This is a genomic window from Pseudomonas sp. PSB11, assembly GCF_014596605.1.
GTDB classification, from domain to species: domain Bacteria; phylum Pseudomonadota; class Gammaproteobacteria; order Pseudomonadales; family Pseudomonadaceae; genus Aquipseudomonas; species Aquipseudomonas umsongensis.
On record NZ_NOIO01000007.1, the window covers coordinates 81,909 to 105,477 of the forward strand.

The 23,569-nt window shown below is 59.7% G+C and carries 27 protein-coding genes and 1 tRNA gene; 11 read left to right on the plus strand and 17 right to left on the minus strand.

Going from position 1 to position 23,569, the window contains the following annotated elements:
* The first annotated feature begins 44 nt into the window (after nt 1–44).
* Nucleotides 45–959, plus strand: coding sequence for a LysR family transcriptional regulator (locus CGA21_RS11095; RefSeq protein WP_188264205.1), 915 nt, complete (start codon nt 45–47; stop codon nt 957–959).
* A 110-nt stretch (nt 960–1,069) separates the two neighbouring features.
* Here CGA21_RS11095 and CGA21_RS11100 read toward each other — a convergent pair whose 3' ends face one another.
* Genes CGA21_RS11100 through CGA21_RS11110 form a run of 3 tightly spaced genes read right to left on the minus strand, consistent with a single transcriptional unit; the run spans nt 1,070 to nt 2,931 of the window.
* Nucleotides 1,070–1,612, minus strand: a complete 543-nt coding sequence (locus CGA21_RS11100) for a DUF2937 family protein (protein WP_020797831.1) — start codon at nt 1,610–1,612, stop codon at nt 1,070–1,072.
* A 12-nt stretch (nt 1,613–1,624) separates the two neighbouring features.
* Nucleotides 1,625–2,401, minus strand: a complete 777-nt coding sequence (locus tag CGA21_RS11105; RefSeq protein WP_110752550.1) for a class II glutamine amidotransferase — start codon at nt 2,399–2,401, stop codon at nt 1,625–1,627.
* 32 nt (nt 2,402–2,433) lie between these two features.
* On the minus strand, nt 2,434–2,931 hold the full coding sequence (locus CGA21_RS11110) for an MFS transporter (RefSeq protein WP_110752548.1): 498 nt from the start codon (nt 2,929–2,931) through the stop codon (nt 2,434–2,436).
* A 179-nt stretch (nt 2,932–3,110) separates the two neighbouring features.
* Between CGA21_RS11110 and CGA21_RS11115 the strand changes: the two genes are divergently transcribed.
* Nucleotides 3,111–5,165, plus strand: a complete 2,055-nt coding sequence (locus CGA21_RS11115; RefSeq protein WP_188264206.1) for a S9 family peptidase — start codon at nt 3,111–3,113, stop codon at nt 5,163–5,165.
* Between the two features lie 190 nt (nt 5,166–5,355).
* Complete coding sequence (locus CGA21_RS11120; protein WP_110752544.1) at nt 5,356–5,829, plus strand: cyclic nucleotide-binding domain-containing protein; 474 nt, start codon at nt 5,356–5,358, stop codon at nt 5,827–5,829.
* Here CGA21_RS11120 and CGA21_RS11125 read toward each other — a convergent pair.
* Entirely contained in the window at nt 5,826–6,116 is a 291-nt protein-coding gene (locus tag CGA21_RS11125) for a hypothetical protein (RefSeq protein ID WP_110752542.1), read from the minus strand. The genes CGA21_RS11120 and CGA21_RS11125 overlap by 4 nt on opposite strands.
* 94 nt (nt 6,117–6,210) lie before the next feature.
* On the opposite strand from CGA21_RS11125, the gene CGA21_RS11130 reads away from it, so the two are divergent.
* From CGA21_RS11130 to CGA21_RS11145, 4 genes are all read left to right on the plus strand, one after another.
* Nucleotides 6,211–6,897 carry a spermidine synthase gene (locus CGA21_RS11130; RefSeq protein ID WP_188264207.1) on the plus strand — a complete coding sequence of 229 codons (687 nt, stop codon included), beginning with the start codon at nt 6,211–6,213 and terminating at the stop codon, nt 6,895–6,897.
* A gap of 48 nt (nt 6,898–6,945) precedes the next feature.
* Nucleotides 6,946–7,317 (plus strand): YajD family HNH nuclease, encoded by a 372-nt coding sequence (locus CGA21_RS11135; RefSeq protein WP_007944009.1) that lies wholly within the window; start codon nt 6,946–6,948, stop codon nt 7,315–7,317.
* Between the two features lie 182 nt (nt 7,318–7,499).
* A complete protein-coding gene (locus CGA21_RS11140) occupies nt 7,500–7,970 on the plus strand; it encodes an RNA methyltransferase (protein ID WP_007911337.1) in 471 nt (156 codons plus the stop codon).
* An 80-nt stretch (nt 7,971–8,050) separates the two neighbouring features.
* Nucleotides 8,051–8,422, plus strand: a complete 372-nt coding sequence (locus tag CGA21_RS11145; RefSeq protein ID WP_020797825.1) for a DUF2892 domain-containing protein — start codon at nt 8,051–8,053, stop codon at nt 8,420–8,422.
* A gap of 85 nt (nt 8,423–8,507) precedes the next feature.
* Here the strand turns inward: CGA21_RS11145 and CGA21_RS11150 are convergent, their stop codons facing one another.
* Nucleotides 8,508–9,740, minus strand: a complete 1,233-nt coding sequence (locus CGA21_RS11150) for a hypothetical protein (protein WP_188264208.1) — start codon at nt 9,738–9,740, stop codon at nt 8,508–8,510.
* A gap of 20 nt (nt 9,741–9,760) precedes the next feature.
* Complete coding sequence (locus tag CGA21_RS11155) at nt 9,761–10,210, minus strand: YcgN family cysteine cluster protein (RefSeq protein WP_020797823.1); 450 nt, start codon at nt 10,208–10,210, stop codon at nt 9,761–9,763.
* Between the two features lie 164 nt (nt 10,211–10,374).
* On the opposite strand from CGA21_RS11155, the gene CGA21_RS11160 reads away from it, so the two are divergent.
* A complete protein-coding gene (locus CGA21_RS11160; protein ID WP_110752535.1) occupies nt 10,375–10,968 on the plus strand; it encodes a nitroreductase family protein in 594 nt (197 codons plus the stop codon).
* A gap of 124 nt (nt 10,969–11,092) precedes the next feature.
* On the opposite strand, the gene CGA21_RS11165 is transcribed toward CGA21_RS11160, so the two are convergent.
* The 5 genes from CGA21_RS11165 to CGA21_RS11185 form a co-directional block, all read right to left on the minus strand.
* On the minus strand, nt 11,093–12,025 hold the full coding sequence (locus CGA21_RS11165; RefSeq protein WP_033041872.1) for a D-2-hydroxyacid dehydrogenase: 933 nt from the start codon (nt 12,023–12,025) through the stop codon (nt 11,093–11,095).
* A gap of 90 nt (nt 12,026–12,115) precedes the next feature.
* On the minus strand, nt 12,116–12,409 hold the full coding sequence (locus CGA21_RS11170; protein WP_047526817.1) for a YcgL domain-containing protein: 294 nt from the start codon (nt 12,407–12,409) through the stop codon (nt 12,116–12,118).
* Entirely contained in the window at nt 12,406–13,539 is a 1,134-nt protein-coding gene (rnd, locus tag CGA21_RS11175) for a ribonuclease D (RefSeq protein ID WP_020797819.1), read from the minus strand. The genes CGA21_RS11170 and rnd overlap by 4 nt, the downstream gene beginning before the upstream one ends.
* Nucleotides 13,540–13,662: 123 nt before the next feature.
* Nucleotides 13,663–14,325, minus strand: a complete 663-nt coding sequence (locus CGA21_RS11180) for a class I SAM-dependent methyltransferase (protein ID WP_110752703.1) — start codon at nt 14,323–14,325, stop codon at nt 13,663–13,665.
* A gap of 66 nt (nt 14,326–14,391) precedes the next feature.
* On the minus strand, nt 14,392–16,041 hold the full coding sequence (locus CGA21_RS11185; RefSeq protein WP_188264209.1) for a phosphoethanolamine transferase: 1,650 nt from the start codon (nt 16,039–16,041) through the stop codon (nt 14,392–14,394).
* A 328-nt stretch (nt 16,042–16,369) separates the two neighbouring features.
* On the opposite strand from CGA21_RS11185, the gene CGA21_RS11190 reads away from it, so the two are divergent.
* Together CGA21_RS11190 and CGA21_RS11195 are read left to right on the plus strand one after the other, a co-directional pair.
* Complete coding sequence (locus CGA21_RS11190) at nt 16,370–17,548, plus strand: cyanate transporter (RefSeq protein ID WP_188264210.1); 1,179 nt, start codon at nt 16,370–16,372, stop codon at nt 17,546–17,548.
* 93 nt (nt 17,549–17,641) lie between these two features.
* Nucleotides 17,642–18,568 carry a LysR family transcriptional regulator gene (locus CGA21_RS11195; RefSeq protein ID WP_188264211.1) on the plus strand — a complete coding sequence of 309 codons (927 nt, stop codon included), beginning with the start codon at nt 17,642–17,644 and terminating at the stop codon, nt 18,566–18,568.
* Nucleotides 18,569–18,838: 270 nt separating this feature from the next.
* Here CGA21_RS11195 and CGA21_RS11200 read toward each other — a convergent pair whose 3' ends face one another.
* Both CGA21_RS11200 and CGA21_RS11205 read right to left on the minus strand, forming a co-directional pair.
* A complete protein-coding gene (locus tag CGA21_RS11200; protein ID WP_110752531.1) occupies nt 18,839–19,204 on the minus strand; it encodes a 5-carboxymethyl-2-hydroxymuconate Delta-isomerase in 366 nt (121 codons plus the stop codon).
* Nucleotides 19,205–19,259: 55 nt separating this feature from the next.
* Entirely contained in the window at nt 19,260–20,186 is a 927-nt protein-coding gene (locus CGA21_RS11205) for a LysR substrate-binding domain-containing protein (protein ID WP_110752529.1), read from the minus strand.
* Between the two features lie 271 nt (nt 20,187–20,457).
* On the opposite strand from CGA21_RS11205, the gene CGA21_RS11210 reads away from it, so the two are divergent.
* Complete coding sequence (locus CGA21_RS11210) at nt 20,458–20,670, plus strand: hypothetical protein (RefSeq protein ID WP_110752527.1); 213 nt, start codon at nt 20,458–20,460, stop codon at nt 20,668–20,670.
* 98 nt (nt 20,671–20,768) lie between these two features.
* Here the strand turns inward: CGA21_RS11210 and CGA21_RS11215 are convergent.
* The 4 genes from CGA21_RS11215 to bamC all read right to left on the minus strand — a co-directional run bounded on the left by CGA21_RS11215 (nt 20,769) and on the right by bamC (nt 23,562).
* A tRNA-Ser gene (locus CGA21_RS11215) sits at nt 20,769–20,858 on the minus strand.
* Between the two features lie 83 nt (nt 20,859–20,941).
* Nucleotides 20,942–21,655: a phosphoribosylaminoimidazolesuccinocarboxamide synthase gene (gene purC, locus CGA21_RS11220; RefSeq protein WP_020797809.1), complete on the minus strand. Its 714-nt coding sequence runs from the start codon at nt 21,653–21,655 to the stop codon at nt 20,942–20,944.
* 28 nt (nt 21,656–21,683) lie between these two features.
* A complete protein-coding gene (locus tag CGA21_RS11225) occupies nt 21,684–22,442 on the minus strand; it encodes an MBL fold metallo-hydrolase (protein ID WP_020797808.1) in 759 nt (252 codons plus the stop codon).
* Nucleotides 22,443–22,446: 4 nt separating this feature from the next.
* Complete coding sequence (gene bamC, locus CGA21_RS11230; RefSeq protein ID WP_110752525.1) at nt 22,447–23,562, minus strand: outer membrane protein assembly factor BamC; 1,116 nt, start codon at nt 23,560–23,562, stop codon at nt 22,447–22,449.
* Between the last annotated feature and the right edge of the window lie 7 nt (nt 23,563–23,569).

Below are 23,569 nucleotides of genomic sequence, written 5' to 3' on the forward strand. Positions count from 1 at the left end.
CAACTAATAAAAACCCGCCCTAGCCATAAGAAAAACTTGATCACATGAACCTGAAGTTTCTCGAAACCTTCGTCTGGGTCGCCCGGCTCAAGAGTTTCCGCCTCACCGCCGACAAGCTCTTCACCACCCAGGCGTCGATTTCCAGCCGCATCGCCGTGCTCGAAGGCGAGCTTGGGGTGAAGCTGTTCCTGCGCGACTCGCGCGGTGTGAGCCTGACGCCGGAAGGCTTGAAAGTGCTCGAGTACGCCGAGCAGATGATGGACACCATGCAGGCGCTCAAGCATTCGATCGAGACCCGTTCAAGCAAGGCCGGCCGCGTGCGCATCGGTGTCATGGACACGGTGATCCACACCTGGCTAAGCCCGCTGGTGGCGCAGATGACCGATCACTACCCCCTGGTGGAAATCGAACTGGTGGCCGATACATCGCTCAACCTCTGCGATCAGCTGCAAAAAGGCTTTCTCGATGTGATCCTGCAAACCGACCTGCTGCGCCAGGAAAGCGTGCGCAGCCTGGAACTGGCCAGCCATCCCATGGGCTGGATCGTCGCCAGCAATTCGCTTTACAACCGCAACTACTCAGGCATCGCGGACCTGGCGAACGAGCGGATCATTACCTACTCGAAAAACTCCCACCCCCATCAGGAAGTGCTCGCACTGATGCAGGCCAACGGCGTCATTGCGCCAAGGTTGAACTGCGTGAACTCGGTCTCGGCGATCACCCGGTTACTGCGCGACGGTTTTGGCATCGGTGCATTGCCGCCGGTGTTGGTGGCGGAGGAACTGGCACGGGGTGAATTGACCTTGCTGGACATCGACCAGCGACCACCAGACCTGCAAGTGGTGGTGTCGTGGCGGGTGGGCGTGGAATGGGTCGAGGAGATTGTGACGTTGTGTCAGCAAGTGCTTAAGGACTATGCGCGGCGGGTGGGTGAAAACTACATCGTTTTGGCTGGTTGATCGTTCCCACGCTCTGCGTGGGAATGCAGCCCGGGACGCTCTGCGCCCCCTCCAGAGCCGAACGCGGAGCGTCCGTTGAGGCATTCCCACGCAGAGCGTGGGAACGATCATCAGAGCCCGCGCAGATCCCGCTCTTCGATCGGCCGGCTCTGGCGCAGGCGCTTGCCGCCCAACACTACCCAATCGATCAGGCGGAACAGGCACTCGATCCCGAACGACAGCAGCAACGCGCCGCTCATGCCCCAGATCATCGCCTCCGGGGTCAGCAGGATCTGGTAGCTGTAGCCGTTCCAGGTTTCCTTGCGAATGTCCGGATCCGCGGCCAGCACCACTTGCAGGAAGCGGATATACCACGGCCCTTGCATCGCCTGGAATTGCTTGTCCAACGCCACCTGGCGAGTCAGCAGGTTGCCCAGGCTGTCGGCGTCGCTGCGAAAGATCGGGTCTTCACTGGCGCGATAGTGAGCGACCAGGGCCTGCATGTCGCCCTTGAAGAATTGATTGGCGGTGTTCTGAAACCCGCTCAGGCCGGCCTGCGCTTCAATCAGGTGCGCTTCGACCCGCTTGGCGTAATCATTGATGAAACCCGGCACCTGGACACCGATCAACAGGCCCGCCGCAAACAACACCAGCCGCAAATAACTGAGCAACATGGGGGATGATCCTTATTCGGTCCGGCCCTGGCTGACGCATTCACCGCGTCGCCACAGGCTCCATTGGCCTGGCTCGTAGCGGGTCCAGGTTTCATTTTCGGTCAAGGGCTCGGTGGCGATCACCGTGACCACATCGTTGGGCGTGGTTTCGGCCTGGAAGTCGACGATCACATCGACGTCCTTCAGGCGTGCCGGGCCGAACGGGGCGCGACGGGTGATCTGCGCCAGTTTGGTCGAGCAATAACAGAACAGCCAGTCGCCATCGCTGAGCAGGCAGTTGAACACGCCCTTGCTGCGGTATTCGGCGCAGGCGGCGACCAGGTCCGGAAGCAGCTCTTCGACCTCCACGGGTTCGGGAAACGCAGCCCGCACACGATTGAGCAAGTCACAGAACGCCGCTTCGCTGTCGGTATCGCCAACCGGGCGGTAGAAGCTGGCCGACGGTTGCAGGTCTGCCAACTGGCCATTATGCGCGAAGCACCAGTTACGCCCCCACAACTCGCGTACGAACGGATGGGTGTTGGAAAGGCAGACCTTGCCGACGTTGGCCTGGCGGATATGCCCGATCACCACTTCGCTCTTGATCGGGTAGCGTTGCACCAGGTTCGCGACTTCCGACTCGCAGCTCGCCGCCGGGTCCTGGAACAAGCGCAAACCCCGACCCTCGTAGAAAGCGATGCCCCAACCGTCCCGATGTGGACCGGTACGCCCACCGCGCTGCATCAGCCCGGTGAAGCTGAACACGATATCGGTCGGGACATTGGCGCTCATGCCCAATAACTCACACATGCTCGAACTCTCGCTTTATGGCAGGGGCACGGTTACAGACGGGGTTCGACGCGCATCCGCTGGGGATTTCCCGGCACAGGCGGGCGGCCGTAACGATCATCGCCGGCACCGCCGAAGGGGTGATCCTCTTCCGGTTCGTCGGCACGGACCGCAGCCTGGGCGGCGGCGGCCTGTTCCTTGCGGGCCCTGGCGCCACGCTCGAGGACGAAACGAATCGCCACGAACACCAGGTAGATGCCGAAAGCGATCATGCCGTACATCAGCAGGTCGGAAATCGCCCGCCACGCGTTGTTGCCGACCTTGAACAACAGGTCGAGCGCCGTGATGGCAATGGCCGGGGCCACTTTTTCCTTCACCGGGTCGATGATGGTCGGGCTGAACAGCAGCACCGCCACCAGCAAACGCAGGGGTTCGCGCAGCCAGCGCCACATCCAGCGGGTGATGCGCATCCACACCAGCAGGCAGCCCAAAGCGGCAAAGGCGTAGAGGCCCCAAGCGATCAGATAGTCGTTCTCGGTCATGGTGTCCATGGCAAGGCAGGCAAAGAGGCGCTTATGATAACGGCTTTTCGTCCATCAGGCTCCTTCATGTAGGAGCTGCCGCAGGCTGCGATCTTTTGATCTTAAAAAATCAAGATCAAAAGATCGCAGCCTGCGGCAGCTCCTACAGGTTGCCAGTCCCTATTCAGTACATTGTTCGAGAGCCCCTCATGCCCCTACCCGCCAACGTTTCCGATGCCCCGATTGCCCGCAAGGCCGAAGGATCCGACCCGTATGCCTGGCTGCAGGAGCGCGACAGCGCTGCGGTGCTCGACTACCTGCAGGCCGAAAACCGTTATCAGGAGGCGCAAACCGCTGATCAGGCCGGGTTGCGCGAAACCCTGTTCGAGGAGATCAAGAACCGGATTCTCGAAACCGACCTGTCCCTGCCCTCGCCATGGGGCCCCTACCTGTACTACACGCGCACCACGGCGGGTGACGAATACGCCCGTCACTACCGCTGCCCGCGCCCGGCCGACGACAGCCTGGTCCTCGACGAAAGCCAGGAACAACTGCTGCTGGACCCTAACGAGCTGGCCAAAGGCGGCTTCTTTTCCCTCGGTGCGTTCAGCATCAGCCCCGATCACCAGCGCCTGGCCTACAGCATCGATTCCACGGGCGACGAAATCTACACGCTGTTCGTCAAGGAGTTGTCCGACGGTCGCGTCAGTGAACTGGAGTTCCAGGACTGCGACGGCAGCATGACCTGGGCCAACGACAGCCTGACCCTGTTTTTTGGCGAGCTGGACGACACCCATCGCCCGCACAAGCTGTTGCGCTATCGCCTGGATGGCACGGCAGCCGAAGAAGTGTTCCATGAAACGGACGGCCGCTTCTTCATGCACTGCTACCGTTCGAGCTCCGAACAGCAGTTGCTGCTGTCGGTGGGCAGCAAGACCACCAGCGAGGTCTGGGTGCTCGACGCCAACCTCCCGCAACTGCCCTTTACCTGCGTAGCGCCACGGGTGGAAAACCACGAGTACGACGTTGACCATGGCGCGCTCGATGGCCAATGGACCTGGTTCATCCGCAGCAACCGCGACGGCATCAACTTTGCCCTGTACACCGCCGTCGATAACGGCGTGGCTCCAGCCGAGGCCGACTGGCAGAACCTGATTCCCCACAGCGACACGGTAATGATCGATGGCATGAGCCTGAATGCCGGCGCCATGACCCTGAGCCTGCGGGTCGGCGGCTTGCCGGTGATCGAAGTTCACCCGCAGGGCCTGCCGAGCTATCGGGTTCAATTGCCAGACGCGGCCTATAGCCTGCACGTGCAGAACAGCCTGGAATTCGTCAGCGAGCGAATTCGCCTGCGTTACGAAGCGTTGAACCGTCCTGCGCAAATCCGCCAGCTGGAACTGGTCAGCGGCGAGCAGAAAGTGCTCAAGCAAACTCCGGTGCTTGGCCCCTTCGACGCCGACGCCTATGTCAGCCAGCGCCTGTGGGCCACGGCGCCCGATGGCACGCAAGTGCCGATCAGCCTGGTGGTCAAGCGCGAAGCACTCGGCAAGCCGGTTCCGCTCTACCTGTACGGCTACGGCGCCTATGGCGAAAGCCTCGACCCGTGGTTCTCCCACGCCCGCCTGAGTTTGCTCGATCGCGGCATGGCGTTTGCCATCGCTCATGTGCGCGGCGGCGGTGAACTGGGTGAAGCCTGGTATCGCGCCGGCAAGCAGGAGCACAAGCAGAACACCTTCAGCGACTTCATCGCCTGCGCCGAACACCTGATCGCCAATGGGCTGACCACCGCGCCGCAACTGGCGATCAGCGGCGGCAGCGCCGGCGGCCTGTTGATCGGGGCGGTGCTCAACCAGCGGCCTGAGCTGTTTGGCGCGGCGATTGCCGAAGTGCCGTTCGTCGATGTGCTCAACACCATGCTCGACCCGGAGCTGCCATTGACCGTCACTGAATACGACGAGTGGGGCAACCCTCAAGAGCCTGACGTTTATGAGCGGATCAAGGCCTACGCGCCTTACGAAAACGTCACCGCGCAAGCCTATCCACCGATGCTGGTGATCGCCGGCTACAACGACAGCCGCGTGCAGTACTGGGAAGCGGCCAAATGGGTGGCGAAATTGCGCACTACCAAGACCGACAACAATCCGCTGCTGCTCAAGACCGAACTGGGCGCCGGGCATGGCGGGATGAGCGGTCGATACCAGGGATTGCGTGACGTAGCGCTCGAATACGCATTTTTGTTCAAGGTGCTGGGTGTTGCCTGAGGAACTTGGCGCGGTGCTCCGGTCTTAATTGCAGGCGCCTCGGGCCGATACAATTCCGATCCCCCTGTAGGAGCTGCCGCAGGCTGCGATCTTTTGACTTTGTTTTTTTAAGATCAAAAGATCGCAGCCTGCGGCAGCTCCTACAGGAATTCGTGGTGACAGAACCAGACAACAATAAAGACCGCACGACATGTCAGAACCCACTTTACTGAACAACGAAATTCGCAACTGGCTGATGGACTGCGGCCTGTTCAACCAATTGCTACCGGCGGAATTCGCCGCAGCCTCGGGCTATTTCAACCTCAGCACCATTGCCCAGGGCGAGGAAATTTTCCACGAGGGCGATGCCGGCAGCTTCATGTGCATCATCCATACCGGCCAGGTGGCGGTGCAGAAAACCGCCAGCGATGGCCAGCAGGTGACCATTGCAACGCTGCGCAGCGGCCGCTCGTTCGGTGAAATGGCCGTACTCGACGGCGAACGGCGCTCGGCCAGTTGCGTGGCCGCGACTCACTGCCAGTTGCTCAACCTGGGCAAGGATTCGCTGGAAAAGATGCTCAATGACGCGCCGAAAGTCGCGGCCAAGATCATCCGTGCCCTCGCCGTCTCACTCTCCCGGCGCTTGCGCATGGTTGATGGACAGTTGCTCTCGCAGCAGGTTTAACCGCCGGGCGACTTGACCTTCGGTGGGTTCGGCTCGATCCCCGGCACCGGCTGGTCCTTGGTCGGTGGGCTTGGCATCTCGATCGGCACCAACGGTGGGCCGCTACTGCCCGGCCCCACTTTTGGCAGCGGCGCCGGGCTGATCTGCGGATACGGTGTGGGCGTTGCCGTGCCCGGCGAGCCAGGCATTGGCGCGGGACTGATCGGCGTAGTCTGTAGCTGCTGGCCCTGCACTGCAGTTATCGAGAGCGCGGCCAGGGCAATGGCCGTTAGAATGGTGCGCTTCATCAATGGCTCCGTTGGCCTTGTGGTCACTTGCAGGCTACTCCCAACTGCGTCCGTTTGCCTTCCCTGTGCCGCCATTTTTCCTCAAGTGAGCCCCATGAAACGTTTTGTTCTGCTCGATACCGCCCCTATTCCCGAGAACGGCGGTGCCCTGTGCCTGTTCGAGTACGGCGAAGATTTCGTCATCAAGATCCAGGGCGGCGACGGTGGACAATTGATGAATACGCGCATGCACGGTTCCGAGGATGCCCTGGCCGAAATCCCCTGCCGCAAGGTCGCGGGAAGACCCGACTCACGGGTTTTGATCGGGGGCCTGGGCATGGGTTTCACCCTCGCCTCGGCGCTCAAGCACCTGGGCAAGTCCGCTCAAGTGGTGGTCGCCGAACTGGTGCCAGGTGTGGTGGAGTGGAACCGCGGACCGCTGGGCGAAAAAGCCGGAAACCCGCTACAAGACCCGCGCACGGTGATCCGCCTGGAAGACGTGGCCAAAGTCCTGCAGGCAGAGCCGCAGGGTTTTGACGCGATCATGCTCGACGTCGACAACGGCCCCGAAGGCCTGACCCAGAGGGCCAACAGCTGGCTTTACTCCGCCGGGGGCCTGAGCGCCTGCGCCAAGGCCTTGCGACCCAGGGGCGTGCTGGCGGTCTGGTCGGCCAGCGCAGACCGACAGTTTTCCGACAAACTGAAAAAAGCCGGTTTCAAGGCCGAGGAAGTGCAGGTCTTCGCCCACGGCAACAAGGGCACCCGCCACACCATCTGGATTGCCGAGAAGCTCAAGGGCTGAGCTAAACTGCGTTTATACCGTCATTAGTCATTCAACAAAGGTGAACCCATGAGTTCGTCCACCCCGACCAACACCTCGAAGCTGGACCGCATCCTCGCCGACAACCAGCGCGACAAGGAAATGGGCTACCGCGACAAGGCCCTGAAGATGTACCCGCACGTGTGCGGCCGCTGCGCCCGGGAATTCTCCGGCAAGCGCCTGAGCGAACTGACCGTTCACCATCGCGACCACAACCACGACAACAACCCCCAGGACGGTTCGAACTGGGAATTGTTGTGCCTGTACTGCCACGACAACGAACACTCGCGTTATACCGACCAGCAATATTTCGGCGAGGGCTCGCTGAGCACGCCAAAAATCGCCAAGGCAACGCATAACCCGTTTGCGGCGTTGGCGGGGTTAATGAAGAAAGAAGACTGAAGATATTCAGCGCCCGAGCCGGCCCCTTCGCGAGCAGGCTCGCTCCCACACTGGATCTCTGTTGCAGCGAAAATCCCCTGTGGGAGCGAGCCTGCTCGCGAAGGCGATTGCTCAATCTCCAAACTGACCGCTGCCACCCAATCCCCGTATAATCGTGCTTTTTTCCCAAAGGCACCCCGCTCGTGGCAGACAAACGGTACAGCTGCATTGGTTTATATAACCCCAAGTCACCGGAGAACGTCGGTTCGGTGATGCGCGCCGCAGGCTGTTATGGCGTGGCGTCAGTGTTCTACACCGGCAAGCGCTATGAGCGCGCCGCCGACTTCGTCACCGACACCAAGCGCGTTCATTACGATATCCCGCTGATCGGCATCGACGACCTGAAGAAAATCCTGCCCCTCAACTGCGTACCCGTTGCCGTGGAACTTGTCGAAGGTGCCCGCCCGTTGCCGGAGTACACCCATCCGGACCGCGCGTTGTATATCTTCGGCCCGGAAGACGGCTCGCTGGACAAAGAGATCCGTGATTGGTGCGAAGACGTGGTCTATATCCCGACCACCGGCTGCATGAACCTCGCCGCCACGGTCAATGTGGTGCTCTACGACCGCATGGCCAAGGGCCTCAACACCCGTTCCGGGCCGAAATTCCGCTGAATCGCCATACATTCGATGGAACAAGTGGCCAGTCGAAGCAGTCAGCTTATCTATCCATTACTCAAGCCTGGAGTCAGATCATGAGCGAACTCAAACGCGTAGAGCGCATCGAATCCACCCCGTTCCAGACCTCTTCCGAGCAGAATGTACAGGGCTGGGAACGCATCGGCTCACTGGCTGGCGGCGTAGTGATGGTCGGCAAGGGCTTGCGTCGTGGCGGCCTGCTCGGCTTGATCCAGGTGGCCATCGGCGGTGTGGCCCTGGCCCGTGGCATCACCGGTCACAGCTCGGCAAAAAGCCTGCTGGAAAAAAGCCGTCAGGACATGAATAACGTGCGGGCGAAGATCGAGCGTGCAGGGGAAGAGTTGAGGACGCTGAAGGCCAATGCCGAAGCGGCGACCAAAACTGCCACCGTGACCGGCAATGATTCTTTGAAGTCGCCGAAACCTTAAAGCAAAAGATCGCAGCCTGCGGCAGCTCCTACAGGGTGTACGCCCCCCAATGTAGGAGCTGCCGCAGGCTGCGATCTTTTGATCTTTATTGAAGCAACCCTGTGTCAAGGACTTTGGAAGACTCTCCAATCACGCTCTCACTAAGCTGCACGAATTCCTTGGTATCCACGCTCCCCAGATGCATCGCCCCGCGCATCACATCATCGAGCGAGCGCTTGTTTCGGGTCTTCAGGCGAATCTCGCGGTCCAATTCCTGCAGCAACAGCACCGCTTTGGCCAACTGCGCAGCATTGATCTGCTCGCCGCGCAGACTGGTGACTTTCTGGCTGTCCTTGACCAGCTTCCTGTGCAGGCCCTCATACCGCTCATCACTCATACCGCCGGCCCGGCGCACCAGTTCGATGGCGTAGTACTCGGCAAACCCTTCGCTGATCCAATCGCTGCGCTGCTGATCATTGATCCGCCCGAACACTTGGGCCAACTCGCGCACCAACGCACTCGTACCGCTTTCACTGACCAGCGGCAGGCGGGCATTCAGGTAAATTGACTCATGCGCCGAGAGACTGCCACGCCACATCGGGTCGTTGGCGCCGACAATCAACAACTTGGTCGGGTGACGAGGAAACACGGCTTGCACCTGTGGCCAGACAAACGTCAGCAGCGTCAGCACGTCCATGCGCCGCATGCCCTGGCCTCGCGGTGAGGTGACGGTGACTTCGGTTTCACCCAATCGGGTACGTCGGCTACCGAGGTGACCCGCCAGCATCCAGCCCGTGGGCCGGTCGAACAACCGGGAAACATTATCGATGCGAAACTTGTTCTTGCCGATGCGCGGCCAGGCGGTCTCGACGCTTTGCCAGCCATTGGGCAGCTCGAATTCCAGGCGTGACACCAATTCGATACCGTCCTGCTGATCGATTTTGGCGGGTGGCACCAGATCGTCACCGCGCATCAGCGCCCAGGCCGGGGTCATGCGCGTGTCGAAGCTGCCACTCTTGCGGCCATGGCTGATACGAACCCGGTAAGTCAGGCTGGCCTTGTCCCCGGCCGGGAGCCATACGCCACGGGTGAGTTTGCCCGGTGTCTGCTGCCATTGGCCATCAGCCTTGAAATCGCTGTAATGGCTGCCGTCGCCGAGGTTGAAATCCAGGCTGCGTACCGCCGAGCCCTGGGCCAGGGTGAGGCGCACTTCAGCCTGGTCGCTTTGCGGCAACAGGCGCACGTGGTAATCCAGATCGACCTTCTTCGTCGCCGCCCACACGGGAGCGCTCAGGGTCAATAACCCAACGGCCAGCGCCCGCCGCCATCCCACAGCCATACACACTCCTTTGTAAAACCTTAACCTGCGCGGAAGATCAGATGGTCTTCCCAATCCTCTTCAGCCACGCTGCCTTCGGCAAGCATGCGCCCGGACTGGGATATACGTTCGTGGTGCACCGCGTCGCGATCACCGCACACCAGGTGATGCCACAACGGCAGATCCTTGCCCTCACTGACCAGGCGATAGCCGCAGGTCGGTGGCAGCCATTTGAACTCGTCGGCCTTGCCCGGTGTGAGCTGGATGCAGTCTGGCACCGAGGCGCGACGGTTGGGGTAATCGCTGCACTGGCAGGTTTTCAAATCCAGCAGTTTGCAGGCGATACGCGTGTAATAGACGCTGTTGTCATCTTCATCTTCGAGCTTTTGCAGGCAGCACAGGCCACAGCCATCGCACAGCGATTCCCATTCCTGCTGATCGAGTTGATCGAGGGTTTTGCGTATCCAGAACGGTTCTACTTTGGCGGCCATGGTTCGAGCATCGACATCAGGTGGTGAAAAGGCCGCCAGTCTAGTGCCCGCAGCCCTGCGGGCCAAGCATTGGCGACTGTCGGTACAACAGGCTTGTCAGTTATTGCGCCGCCAAGTAGGGTTTTGCGTCGCTCCCACTTTCAAACGTAGCAAGGAATCTCTTGATGAGTGCAAATCCACGCATTGCCGATTACGCCATCCATCCGCAGTTTACCGATCGCTGGTCGCCACGCGCCTTCACGGGCGAAACCATTCCTGAGGAAACCCTGCTGAGTTTCTTTGAGGCAGCACGCTGGGCACCGTCGGCGTACAACTCGCAGCCTTGGCGGTTTCTCTATGCGCGTCGGGATACGCCGAACTGGGAGCGTTACCTGGGCTTGCTTAACGAATTCAACCGCAGCTGGGCGCAACACGCCTCGGCGTTGGTGATCGTGATCTCGAAAACCACCTTCACCGCGCCTGGCGCCACCGAAGAAACACCGGCGCTGTGGCACACGTTCGACACCGGTTCCGCCTGGGGCCACCTGGCGCTGCAAGCCAGCATCAGTGGCTGGTATACCCACGGCATGGCTGGTTTCGATCAGGAATTGACCCGCAAGGCGCTGAACATTCCTGAAGGCTATGCCCTGCATGCCGCCGTGGCAGTCGGTAAGCTGGGGGATAAGGCGACACTGGCGCAGTACCTGCAAGCACGCGAAGAGCCAAGCCCGCGGCGGCCGTTGAACGAACTCGCCGCTGAAGGCGATTTCACCCTCTAAGCCACACCGCAAAACAATGTGGGAGCGGGCTTGCTAGCGAATGCGGAGTGTCAATCCAAGTTGAAGTCGACTGACACACCGCATTCGCGAGCAAGCCCGCTCCCACATTTTGATTGAGGTGTCTTCAGTACCCGCGATTGAAATCCACTTCCCCGCGCAACGCCTCACCCGCCTGATACGCCCGCAGGTTTTCGACGAACAGATTCACCATCAGCGATGGCGAAGTCGGTGCCGAACTATGGCCCGTCAGTAGCAGGCCGAAGGCCGTCCAGAACGGATGGCGTTGCGGCAGCGGCTCCTGGCGACAGACGTCAATCACGGCGCCCACCAGGTGCCCTTCTTTCAAGGCCTCCACCAGATCCGCGTCCACCACCGCTACACCGCGCCCGACGTTGATGAACAAGCCGCTGGGCTTGAACTGCTTGAACAGCGCTGCATCGTAGATATCGTGGGTGTTCGGGGTATTTGGCAGCAGATTGACCACATAATCCACTTCACCGACCAACCGAGGCAGGTCCGCCAGCGAACCGACTTCGATAAAGGGTGCCTGCTCACGGGCTTCGCTGGCGATGCCATACAGCTGCACACCAAAGGGTACGAGAAATTGCGCCACGGTCTGCCCGATATCACCGGTACCGACGATCAACACCTTGCGCCCCGCCAGGCTCTGGCCGTGACGGCTGTCCCATTTGCGCTCGACCTGGCTGACCAACCGTGCCAGCACTTCACGTTCGTGGCCGAGCATGTAGGTGAGCACGTATTCGGCCATGACCTGACCAAAAATCCCCACCGCGCGAGTCAGGCGATAGTGCCGAGGCAAGCCATCGGCCAGCAGCGGCGTAATGCCGGCCCAGGTCGATTGCAACCATTGAGGCTGATGCCCCTGGCGCAACAGGGTCGCCAGCAAGTCGGGCTGGCCGAGCCAGACCGGGCAATCGGCAGCCAGACGCGCCAGTTCAGCGGAATCGCCGCTGGTCAGTACTTCCACCTCTGGCACAGCCTCTTGCAACAATCGGGCGTAGACCGGGTGATCGTGTTCAGCAATCAGGACGCGCATGCTTCAAACCTTTCGAAAAACAGTGCAGACGGCCGCCGACAGAGTCCTGCTCCGTCCATGCGGCCCTTGCCAAAATCATTCCAGTGTCGATCACATGGGGTCGTTGCGTCGCAGCAATTCTTCCGGCAAGTGCTCGATGTATTCGTCTTCCGCTGGCGGCATTTGCAGGTGATAGCCCTGCTTTTCGAGGTTTTCCAGCACGACGGTGATGTCCTCGCGCGACAGTTTGCGCTCGGGGCTCAATACCAGGTCAAACGCGTGGATAGCTTTGCCGAAGGCAACCATCAGGGGCTCTGGCACACGCTCCAGAGCATCGCTCTTGAGCACATAGAGGTACATCTCGTTTCTTTTCGAACTGCGGTAGATGGAGCAAATACGTTTCAAGGCTGTTCTCCGGGGGTGGCCAGGCTGTCGAGCAGCGCCTGGCCCATCAACTCGCGGCGCCAGCCACGCAGCGAATCAGGCAATTGATAGGGACCATTGGGGAAGCCGCTCTTGAGCAAGGCTTCCAGGGTTTTCTTGCGCAACATCAGCTCAGGCGCGATGTTCAAGCGCTCGGCTTCGGCCTGGCCGATGGCTTTGAGTCGCTTGAGCAGCGCGGCGGCGTCCACCGGCAACGGCTCAGGCACGGCGGGCGGCCACTGCTCGGGCGACACACTGGCAGAGCGCTTGATCAGATCAAGCAAAAATTCGCCGTCCTGACGCACGGTACGCGGGTGCATGTCTTCGATTTTCGCCAATGCGCCAAGGTTGTCCGGTTGCGTGCGCGCCAGCGGCCACAGCGAATGCTCACGGATGATGCGGTTGCGCGGCAGGTCACGGGCACGCGCCTCCTGCTCGCGCCAGGCGCAGAGTTCTCGCAACACAGCAAGCTGCGCCCGGGACAATTTCCAGGCCAGCTTGGCGTCGCGATAGACCTCGAACGGATCGATTTCGCGACGCAGGTTAGCCACCAGCTCCGCACCGTCCTCCAGGACCCAGGCGTATTTGTCATCGGAGAGTTGCGGGCGCAATTTCACGAAAACTTCCGCCAGGTGCACGGCATCTTCGGCGGCGTAGCTGATCTGGGTCTCGGAAAGCGGGCGTTGCAGCCAGTCGGAACGGGTTTCGCCCTTGGGCAGGTCGATCCCCAATACCTCCTGCACCAGCCGCGAATAACCCATGGAAAAACCCAGGTTCAGGTAAGCGGCGGCCAACTGCGTATCGAACAGCGGTGCCGGCAGGCTGCCGGTCAGGCGCAGCAGGACTTCGAGGTCTTCGCTACACGCATGGACAACCTTGACCACCGCTGGATTTTCCAGCAAGGCGGCCAGCGGCTGCCAGTTATCGATGGTCAGCGGATCGATCAGGTAGGCACGTTCGCCATCGCCGACCTGCAGCAGGCCTGCGATCGGGTAGAAGGTGTCGACCCGCATGAATTCGGTGTCGAGGGCAACGAACGGCAGCTGCTGCCACTCGGTGCAAAACCGACCGAGGCTATCGTTGTCGCGAATCCAGTGAATATCGATGGCCACACGGCTCTCCCTTGAAGAATGGCGCGCAGTATATATCGCCCCCGACGATTTCCGCGCATCCACTGAACAAGAGCTTTAGCGAAAATGCCTGCCTGACTGCAAGAATAGCCTGACAAACCTGGCCTAACCGACCTTACCCAGTACGTAAATCCGCCTCGTTGCGAGGCCGGGCAGAAAATCCTGATGGCTGAGCACGCGCAAACCTGCCCGCTTGAATTGCGTCTCGAGCTCGGTCTTACTGACCAGTGGCCCTGCTGCAGCCCCCTGTCCGTCCGTGCGCAACCCCTTGAAACGGCCTGCGACACGCGCCGTCACAATCACCGTATCGCGGCTGACCCGGTAAAATTCGCCCAACATCGCCAAACGAAGTTCGGGACAGGCAATGTGCTGAAACAGCTGCATGCAAAAAATGCTGTCAACGGCATTTTCCGGCAAGCCAATGTTGAAGGCGGAGCTTTGAAAGGTCCGGACTCGCTTCATCAGGCTCTGCGGATGGTGGGTACGGGCGTGCTCGAGAATAGCCTGGGACTGATCCGTCGCGAGAATCACCCGATTCGCATGCTCACCCAGCACTGACCAGTAGCGCCCCACACCGCAAGCCACATCGAGAATCAGGCCCGGTTCGCCGGCGACCTTGAGCGCCCGGCGCACCATTTGCTCGTCACGCCAGAACGCCAGGCGCACGCCCAGGCCTTGCGCTCGCGGCTGCAGGCAGACGCGGGCGTGCTCCTGGTCATAATGCCGGGCGAACTCGAGCTCGATGGCGGAAGGTGACTGAGCAGGCATGTGCATGGGCTCTCGAGCGTAGAAGTGCAGGCCGCAGGCCGTCGTATGAAATAGGGATCGCAGCACTCAATCTTTGGCCAGTACGCCATCGATCGCCGCCCTGCGGCACCCGGAAAACATATCCAGGTCCTGGTTATAAACCTTGCTGTTGACCTCCAGCAGCCCCAGCATCGAATGGAACAGGTTGTCCTGGCTCAAGGGCTTTTCACGGCTCATTTGCAGGCAATGGGTGTCCACCGAGAACGACTTCTGATAGCTGTCGGAGAACCAGGCCAGCATCGCCACATGTTTCTGTTGTTCCGGTGCCAGCATGTAAGGCGTGCCATGGAGGAACAAGTTGTATTCGCCCAGGGATTCGCCGTGGTCCGACAGATATAGCATCGCGGTATCAACTTTGTCCTGGTTGCTGCGCAACAGATCGATCAGTGTCGACAGCACATGGTCGGTATACACCAGTGTATTGTCATAGCCATTGATGATGCTTTCGCGGCTGCAATTGTTCAGTGCATTACTTTGACAGACCGGGGTAAAGCGCTCGAATTCCTTCGGATAGCGTTTGTAATACTCCGGACCGTGACTGCCCATCTGGTGCAATACCAGTACCGTGTCTTTATCCAGGGTATCGATGAAGTGTTGCAAACCTTGCAGCAGGATTTCATCGCGGCATTCACTGTTGGCGCACAGCACCGGGTCTTTGAGATTGCTGACGTCGTCGAGGGTGACGCGATCGCAGGTGCCTTTGCAGCCAGACTGGTTGTCACGCCAGATCACATCGAGGCCCGCCCGCTTGAGTACATCCAGCAGGCCTTCTTCGTTCTTGGCCTTGCTCGCGTTGTAATCCTTGCGCCCCATATTGGAGAACATGCAAGGCACCGACACCGCCGTTTCAGTACCGCAGGATTTCACGTCGGTAAACGCGATCAGCCCGGCTTCCTTATCCAGTTTCGGCGTGGTGTCGCGGTTATAGCCGAGGATGCCGAAGTTCTCGGCGCGGGCACTCTCACCGACCACCAGAACCGTCAGGGACTTGCGATCATGGTTTTGCACGGCAGGATTGCGCTGCGCGTCTTCACCGATTTTGACGAAGGGCTGGCGCGCTGACGCGACCTGCTCGCGCAAGTAACCGGAGAACGCACCAATGTAGTTGCTAGGTACCACCATCAGGCGAAGTTCATGGTGATTGCGAAACAGTGAAGAAAGCCCTTGATAATTAATCAGCGCGACAACACCAATGACCGCCGTCGAGGCAACAGTCACGAGTGTCTTGCTTAATAACTCGCGATGCCAGCGTCGATAACTAACCGGCGTTTTCCACAACAACCAGGACGGCAGTACACCGAGGAAAACAATATAAGCCAGCAACTTTAAAGACAGTAAGTCACGCACTTCCGTGGCGTTGGTTTGAGCGAAGTTGCGCAACATGCCTACGTCGATCAGGACGCCGTATTGCCCCATGAAATACGCCACGCCCGCGCTGATCATGAACAACAGGGTCAACACGGGCTTGAGCACCGGCCGGAACGCCAGCAGAGTCAGGATAATGTTGAAAGCCGCGAGGATCATCGCACCGAACGCCACGCGCATGACGATGCCTTTACCGTCCGCGGTGGTGATTTCGAAAAGGTGCTGCCACAATACAAAATTGAAGGCAGTCAATAAAAAGGCGCTGGCAATCAGTGTCACCCACTCCGGGCGCACGGCTTTAATCTTCAACATGGTGATCGACTGTTCCTGAAAAGAAGTGCCTGCGACAAATGTGAAAATTTCATTTATCGCGGCGACACTAACTTTAGGCATCCAACCATCAATTTTTCGTGAAAAAGAAGCCAACGATTGGTTGCCAACCTGATACACGATGAAACTTTCTACTTATTTGAGAATCGTTCAGGTCTTGTTCAGCAAGCTCGGGGCTCTAAGCATCTGAAGGCTGCAAGTCATGCTGATGTCAGCCGTATTTAATTTCCCGATAGTGCGCAAGACTTTCTGATTTGCCGCTTGCCAACCACTCGCGCCTAATCGGCTCCTGATTCATCAAGGTCCGATTATGGAAAACATTCGCGAAACCTCCCGTCCCGCGCTGTGGATAATGTTCAGCATCATTTTGGTCGCCCTCAACCTGCGCCCCTCCATGGCCGCCGTCGGGCCTTTACTGTCGGCGATTCGCGGCGATATCCCGCTGAGTTTCAGTCTCGCGTCGCTGCTGACCCTGCTGCCGGTCATGACCATGGGGCTGGCGATGTTCTTTGGACTGGCGGTCAGCCAACGCCTCGGTGAACGCCGCACGGTCGTACTGTCGCTGCTGGTCATCGGCCTGGCCACTGCTGCGCGATTGTTCCTCGATACTGCGTTGGAACTGATCCTTAGCGCCGTGCTCGCCGGCATCGGCATCGCCCTGATCCAGGCACTGATGCCGACGCTGATCAAATCCCGATTCAGCGACAACGTGGCCCTTTGCATGGGGCTCTACGTCACGTCGATCATGGGCGGCGCCGCCATTGCGGCCGCCTTCGCCCCACTGGTGATGGTCCGTACAGGCAGTTGGCGCATCGGCCTGGCGATCTGGGCGGTGCTGGCCGTGATTGCACTGCTGTTCTGGTGCAGCCAGCGAGCGGGGGCGCCGATGCCGGCTTCCTCGAGCAACCGCTCGTTCTTCAGCCATCCACGTGCCTGGTTGCTTGCGGCTTTTTTCGGGCTGGGCACGGCGTCCTACACCTGCGTACTGGCGTGGCTGGCCCCGTATTACGTAGAAAAAGGCTGGAGTGAAGAAAACGCCGGGTTGCTGTTGGGCTTCCTGACCGCCATGGAGGTGTTGTCCGGCCTGCTGACTCCGGCCATCGCCAACCGTAGCCGTGATCGACGCCTGGTGCTGGTGGTGCTATTGGCGCTGATCATGGCTGGCTTTTGCGGGTTGATCCTCAGCCCCGAACATCTCGGCCTTCTGTGGCCATGCCTGCTGGGACTGGGAATAGGCGGACTGTTCCCGATGAGCCTGATTGTCTCGCTGGATCATCTGGACGATCCCCGACGCGCGGGGGGGCTCACGGCGTTCGTGCAAGGCATCGGCTATCTGATCGCCGGCCTCTCGCCGCTGGTTGCCGGGATGATCCGCGATCAGTTCGGCACTTTCGAATGGGCCTGGTGGTCACTCACCGGGGCCATGGCACTGATGATCCTGATGGCGTTGCGCTTCGATCCACGGCATTACCCCAGGCACATGCACTGACTCGCAGCGCGCTTCGCATGCCTGTGAAAGATTCTCCTGCTGCCCTCATTGCTTTAGGATCGTTCGCACAAGTTTGCGCATGAGCCGGAAAGGATGCTGAACAGTAACGTGCTACGAAAGCTCGACATGCAGGATTTGATGGTATTCGTCGCCGTGTATGAGCAAAACAGCGTCTCCGGCGTTTCCGAGGCGCTGTGCGTCAGCCAGTCCACCGTGAGTTACTGCCTGAAAAAACTGCGCGCCGGGTTTGAAGACGAATTGTTCATCAATACCCGCACCGGGATGCGTCCCACCTATAAGGCCGACAGCATGTACCCCCACGTGCTGAAGATCCTCGACAGCATCAACCTGTGCCATGCCAGTGCGTCAGCGTTCGATCCGTCCCTGCAGCCGACGGTTTTCAATCTCTGTGCACCGGAATACTTCGAGCAACTGGTTCTACCCCACCTGTTGAAACGCTTCGCGCGCTTCGAGCATGCAGTGACGGTCAATGTCCACAAGCTCGAAACCGACATACCGGCCCAGGCACTGCGCGATGGTAGCCTCGATCTGGCAATCGGTTTCGGTCCGGACTTCCATCGAAGGCACGCTGACTTCAATGTGCACACGTTGCTGCAAGATGACTTCGTCTGCGTCTTCGACCGTCGTGCGGCCCCGTCGCAACCACGCCTGGGCCTGCAAACCTTCATCGAGCGCCGGCATGTGTTTCCGACACCCTGGACATCCACCAGCAACATGGTTGACGGCTGGTTGGCCCAGCAAGCCCTGCAACGCCAGATCGTCGCGCGGGCCAACAGCTACGGCGCGGCCCTGAAGATGATCAGCGGCACCGACCTCCTCCTCACCCTGCCCCGACGCATCCAGCAATTGCTGGCCGATGAGAGCGCCTTCGAACGCTGTGAAGCGCCCGATGGCCTGCCCGGATTCACCCTCGACATGCAGTGGCGCCAAGGCACCGATCAGGACAGCGCCAACGCCTGGTTACGTGAGCAAGTGATCGCGGCCTGCGCGCAAGCGTAAAAGCACCGGCGCGCCCGGCCACGCTCAATGACTACTGAGTGAATTTACCGGTGCCGGCGCCTAAATCAACAACCGTCGATCCCGGATGAATCTCAAGCGCTTCTCTAAGCTAACTAACCAGCTCGCCTGGATAGCTCGGGCGCCCCTTGGCATAGGTTCCAGCTTGCGATGAGCAGCCCAGCTGAGCAACTTTCCGAATACCGGCCATGAGTCGTAACCCGCCTATGGTTTAGAGACGCCTGGTCAACCTGAACAATGACGCGATACGGCTCAATGACCCACAGATGTCTTCGAATATGATTCCCGATCGATATCGAGAATCTCCACGCACAGCTGCAGTTCCACCTCTGCCGGCCATTCACACAGATCCCTGACCACCGCCAGCAGGCTTTCCGACAACTGTTTCTTGATCTGCTCCGAGCGACCGCTCAGTATCGCGAGCTTCACATGAACGAACGCCCGCTCGGCCAATGCCGTGCCGACCCTGAACGTCTCGAGCTTCACCGCGCGACTCTTGATGTCGACTTCGGCACCGAACTGACCGGACCCCACCAACGTATTGTTCAGGCGCATCAACGCAACATCGGCGTTCAGGTCAGGCAGGTTGGCGGTGTATTCCAGGTGCAGGTGAGGCATGACATCACTCCTATGGGTTGGGGCAAATTCTTACATATAGCACAGCGCCACCTGTTCACTGGGGCAGCGACAACAGATTGCGCTCGCCCATGAAGGCTTCAAGTCGTGAGCGCAACCAGCGCTCGGCAGGGTCGCTGTCGACGTGGCTGAGCCAGACCATGGACAACTCCAGGGTCGGCGTCTTGAACGGAAATGGCTCCTTGAACAACTGACCGGACGCCGCCATGGCCTCTGCCGTGTAATCCGGCAGGCTGGCCAACAGATCGGTACCGGCGAGCAGGGCCGGCAATGAACTGTATTGCGGCACCGAGAGCACCACCTGGCGCGAGCGACCGATCGCAGACAACCACTCGTCAGCGAAACCACTGACGTTGGCAATATGGGACACCAGCACATGAGGGCGCGAGCAGTATTCATCGACCGTCAGCGGTGTATCGCTGGCATCGGCTCGTAACACGCTGGGTTGGATGTGCCGCAACAACTTGCGCTTGGCGTTGGCTGGAAGACCGCGGGTCTGGCTGACGCCGACCGTTATGTCGCCAGATGCCAGCAAGTCGGGAATGCGCCAGTAATCGACATTCTGCACCACGAACACCACCTTCGGCGCTTCCTGGCGCAATGCCCGCAGCAACGGCGGCAACAGGCCGTACTCGACATCGTCGGACATCCCGATGCGAAAAGTCATGGTGCTGCTGCTCGGGTCGAAATCATGGGTCAGGCTCAACGCCACCGACAACGAATCCAGCGCCGGCGACAAATGCCGAAAGATCTCCTCAGCCCGCGCCGTCGGTTCCATGCGATGCCCGACGCGTATGAACAACGGATCGTTGAACAGGGTACGCAAGCGGTTGAGCGCCGAACTGATGGTCGGCTGACCGAGGAACAACTTCTTCGCCACCTTGGTAACGTTGCGTTCCAGCATCAACGCTTCAAACACCACCATCAGGTTGATGTCGGCCTTGCGTAGCTCGTTGCGATTCATCCATTGACCCCGCTCAAAAACAATCGACAGTTTAGGGAGGTGTAACAAGCGGTGTCTACGCGACTGAGCGAATGTCATGAGCGATTGGCGCTCAGTGCCAACAGGCTCACGCGCAGGGCTCTAAATCCCTTTAGTGCGGACGGCGAAGGCAAACATCGCGACACAGTCAAACGGGTGATAAAGCAGCGCAGTTGCTCCAGAATTTCCCGTGTCATCCAGTCCGGATGACGGGAGCACATCACTCATTTCAATGATCGCAAGGAAGCAACACATGACTACCGATTTGAATCAACACCTGGAAACCGCCAAACAATACATCGGTCGGCAATACACCGAGGAGCTTCGCGCAGAACTCGCCAACAAGACCTGCCTGGCAGTGCGCCCGACGGGTATTGGGTTCATCATGACCAAGGACTACAACCCTGCACGCATCAACCTGCTGGTCGAGAACGAAATCATCACCCACGTCACCATGGGTAACTGATTGGCCCCGCGTACCCCGCGTGGCTAAAAACCCTGACCGTTGTTCGCACAAACAAAAAAGCCCCGTAACTTTTCAGCTACGGGGCTTTTTCCATGTAATGGCGGAGAGATAGGGATTCGAACCCTAGGTACCGGTGAAGGTACAACGGATTTCGAATCCGTCCCATTCGGCCACTCTGGCATCTCTCCAACGGCGCGCATCATAACAACACTTTTACCGAAAGCAAACCCTCTTTCGCAATTTTTTCTGTGCTATCAGATGCTTGCGTCGATTAAAGCGGTACGCCCAGACGGTTGGCGACTTCTTCGTAGGCTTCGATGACGTCACCGAGGCCCTGGCGGAAGCGGTCCTTGTCCATCTTCTTCATGGTGGCCTTGTCCCACAGGCGGCAGCCGTCCGGGCTGAATTCGTCGCCCAGGACGATGGAGCCGTCGTGGAACACGCCGAATTCCAGCTTGAAATCGACCAGCAGCAGGCCGGCGTCGTCAAACAGTTTGGTCAGCACTTCGTTGACCTTGAGCGACAGCTCCTTCATGCGCGCCAGTTGCTCGGCAGTACCCCAACCGAACGCCACGACGTGGGATTCATTGATGAACGGGTCGCCCTTGGCGTCGTCCTTCAGGAACAGTTCGAAGGTGTAAGGGTTGAGCTTCATGCCTTCTTCAACACCCAGGCGCTTGACCAGGCTGCCGGCGGCGTAGTTACGCACGACGCACTCTACCGGAATCATGTCGAGCTTCTTCACCAGGCATTCGTTGTCGCCCAGCAGCTTGTCGAATTGAGTCGGCACGCCGGCGGCTTCGAGTTTCTGCATGATGAAGGCATTGAACTTGTTGTTCACCATGCCTTTGCGGTCGAGCTGTTCGATGCGCTTGCCGTCGAACGCCGAAGTGTCGTTGCGAAACAGCAGGATCAAGCGGTTGGCGTCGTCGGTCTTGTAAACCGATTTGGCTTTGCCGCGGTACAGTTCTTCACGTTTTTCCATGATGGGCTCCGCTTGCTAAGTAGGTGGGCTAGGCGATGTGTCGCCAGTCGAGCCCTGAATCTTGATCGGCCAGTTGCAGCCAGTCCGGGTCGCACCCGAGGGTGTCGACAAAACATTGCCGGGCCAGCCGCGGCAGGTTGTTCTTGCTGCTCAGATGGGCCAGGACCAGGTGTTGCAGGTCTTTCCAGCCCAACTCGGACACCAGGAATGCCGCCTGATGGTTGTTCAAATGTCCCAGCTCACCGCCCACCCGCTGCTTGAGAAAGTACGGATAATGACCGCGAGCCAGCATGTCCCGGCAATGGTTGGCCTCGATCATCAATGCATCGAGGTCGCGATAGCCGTATAGCACCTTGTCGCAATACGAGCCCAGGTCGGTCAACAGGCCGAAGCGCCGCTCACCGTCACTGAAAACGTATTGCGTCGGCTCCTGCGCATCGTGGGCCACGGCAATGACCTCGATGCTCAAGTCGCCGATCTGCAGTTGTTCGCCACCGGCCAGCAAGCCCGCGGGCTCGACCGGTTTGCGCATCCCGCGCAGGGTCCCGCGACTGAGGTAGACAGGCAGATTGTAACGCCGAGACAGCAAACCCACGCCATGCACGTGGTCGGCATGTTCGTGGGTCACGAGTATCGCGCTTAGCTGCGCAGGATCTACACCCAGGCGCAGCAAGCGTTTTTCGGTTTCCCGCAGGGAGAAACCACAATCCACCAGCACATACGTATCAGCGCTGGCTATCAGCGTGCCATTCCCTTGGCTACCGCTGCCGAGAACGGCAAAACGCATGTGATCAGCCCAGGTTGTCCTGAATGACGCTCAACACCTTGCGCGCCACGTCAGCCGGCGCCACGGTATTGATGTTTTTCTCGACGGTGACCTGGACGCTGTCGCCCACCTTGCTCAGGCGAACCTGGTAGCGCTCGGCACGGGACTCGACTTCTTCCTTGCTCGGCGCACTGCCGAACAGACCGCTGAAGAACCCGGGCTTGTCGTCCTTCTTCTCGGCTTTTTCAGCGAGGTTGATGTAGTACAGGCCCAGGCTGCGGTTGATGTCTTCAACGCGCCACTCGCCCTGTTCCAGCGCACGACCGACGCTCGACCAGGCACGATCCAGGTCGGTACCGACGTTCAGCACCGGGTTGCCGCTGCCGTCTTCGCTGAGGCTGACGCGACTTGGCGCGTCGGAATCGCGAGAGGCCAGCATGGAGACCGAACCACCCTTCTCGGAAATGCGGCTCATGCTTGCCAGCATGTCGTCGACCAGTGCCGCGTCAAGGCCGGTGTTGACCGAACGGTTGGTGAAGGGGACATCGGCAGTGCTGCCGGCAGGACGCTCGGCGCTGACCACGTAGATTTCACTGGTATTGCGCTGTACGCCCGGCTCGATGCGCACCCGCACGCGGGTTTCACTGTCGGTGCCGACACCGGCCGCGCTCAGGCGCTTGGCCATGGCGGCGGACAGCTCGTCGGAACGCTGCCAGGTCGTGGTGAATTCACCGGTTTGCGGGCGCTGTTCGTCCAGGCGGAAACCGTTGTCCTGGAAGAACTGTACGGCCACGGGCCAGGCTTCCGCCGGCGGGTTCTGCGCCAGGATCGAGCGCGTATCGCCGCTCTTTTGCAGGGAGTAGGCACTGGCGTCGGCTGCGGCCGACAACGGCTGCGGACGAGGCACGATGTATTCGCCCTTGGCGGTGTCATCGGCGACGTTGCGCGGAATCGGCAGCAGCGGATCCAGACGCTTGGCGGTGGTGACATCCGGCGGCAATTGCATGGGTGCAGTCTGTTGCGCTTCCAGGTAATCGCTACCACGGTCACGGAAATAACCTTCCGGGCCCCAGACCCATCCACAGCCACTGGTGCTGGAGATGATCAGGGCAAGTGCGGAAAGTCCGGCCATTCGCTTCATGCGTTGT

Excerpts from the sequence above, each read along its gene's own strand:
- CGA21_RS11095 (WP_188264205.1), top strand. The coding sequence starts at position 45 with ATGAACCTGAAGTTTCTCGAAACCTTCGTCTGGGTCGCCCGGCTCAAG.
- CGA21_RS11100 (WP_020797831.1), bottom strand. The coding sequence starts at position 1,612 with ATGTTGCTCAGTTATTTGCGGCTGGTGTTGTTTGCGGCGGGCCTGTTG.
- CGA21_RS11105 (WP_110752550.1), bottom strand. The coding sequence starts at position 2,401 with ATGTGTGAGTTATTGGGCATGAGCGCCAATGTCCCGACCGATATCGTG.
- CGA21_RS11110 (WP_110752548.1), bottom strand. The coding sequence starts at position 2,931 with ATGGACACCATGACCGAGAACGACTATCTGATCGCTTGGGGCCTCTAC.
- CGA21_RS11115 (WP_188264206.1), top strand. The coding sequence starts at position 3,111 with ATGCCCCTACCCGCCAACGTTTCCGATGCCCCGATTGCCCGCAAGGCC.
- CGA21_RS11120 (WP_110752544.1), top strand. The coding sequence starts at position 5,356 with ATGTCAGAACCCACTTTACTGAACAACGAAATTCGCAACTGGCTGATG.
- CGA21_RS11125 (WP_110752542.1), bottom strand. The coding sequence starts at position 6,116 with ATGAAGCGCACCATTCTAACGGCCATTGCCCTGGCCGCGCTCTCGATA.
- CGA21_RS11130 (WP_188264207.1), top strand. The coding sequence starts at position 6,211 with ATGAAACGTTTTGTTCTGCTCGATACCGCCCCTATTCCCGAGAACGGC.
- CGA21_RS11135 (WP_007944009.1), top strand. The coding sequence starts at position 6,946 with ATGAGTTCGTCCACCCCGACCAACACCTCGAAGCTGGACCGCATCCTC.
- CGA21_RS11145 (WP_020797825.1), top strand. The coding sequence starts at position 8,051 with ATGAGCGAACTCAAACGCGTAGAGCGCATCGAATCCACCCCGTTCCAG.
- CGA21_RS11150 (WP_188264208.1), bottom strand. The coding sequence starts at position 9,740 with ATGGCTGTGGGATGGCGGCGGGCGCTGGCCGTTGGGTTATTGACCCTG.
- CGA21_RS11155 (WP_020797823.1), bottom strand. The coding sequence starts at position 10,210 with ATGGCCGCCAAAGTAGAACCGTTCTGGATACGCAAAACCCTCGATCAA.
- CGA21_RS11160 (WP_110752535.1), top strand. The coding sequence starts at position 10,375 with ATGAGTGCAAATCCACGCATTGCCGATTACGCCATCCATCCGCAGTTT.
- CGA21_RS11165 (WP_033041872.1), bottom strand. The coding sequence starts at position 12,025 with ATGCGCGTCCTGATTGCTGAACACGATCACCCGGTCTACGCCCGATTG.
- CGA21_RS11180 (WP_110752703.1), bottom strand. The coding sequence starts at position 14,325 with ATGCCTGCTCAGTCACCTTCCGCCATCGAGCTCGAGTTCGCCCGGCAT.
- CGA21_RS11185 (WP_188264209.1), bottom strand. The coding sequence starts at position 16,041 with ATGTTGAAGATTAAAGCCGTGCGCCCGGAGTGGGTGACACTGATTGCC.
- CGA21_RS11190 (WP_188264210.1), top strand. The coding sequence starts at position 16,370 with ATGGAAAACATTCGCGAAACCTCCCGTCCCGCGCTGTGGATAATGTTC.
- CGA21_RS11195 (WP_188264211.1), top strand. The coding sequence starts at position 17,642 with ATGCTGAACAGTAACGTGCTACGAAAGCTCGACATGCAGGATTTGATG.
- CGA21_RS11200 (WP_110752531.1), bottom strand. The coding sequence starts at position 19,204 with ATGCCTCACCTGCACCTGGAATACACCGCCAACCTGCCTGACCTGAAC.
- CGA21_RS11205 (WP_110752529.1), bottom strand. The coding sequence starts at position 20,186 with ATGAATCGCAACGAGCTACGCAAGGCCGACATCAACCTGATGGTGGTG.
- CGA21_RS11210 (WP_110752527.1), top strand. The coding sequence starts at position 20,458 with ATGACTACCGATTTGAATCAACACCTGGAAACCGCCAAACAATACATC.
- purC (WP_020797809.1), bottom strand. The coding sequence starts at position 21,655 with ATGGAAAAACGTGAAGAACTGTACCGCGGCAAAGCCAAATCGGTTTAC.
- CGA21_RS11225 (WP_020797808.1), bottom strand. The coding sequence starts at position 22,442 with ATGCGTTTTGCCGTTCTCGGCAGCGGTAGCCAAGGGAATGGCACGCTG.
- bamC (WP_110752525.1), bottom strand. The coding sequence starts at position 23,562 with ATGAAGCGAATGGCCGGACTTTCCGCACTTGCCCTGATCATCTCCAGC.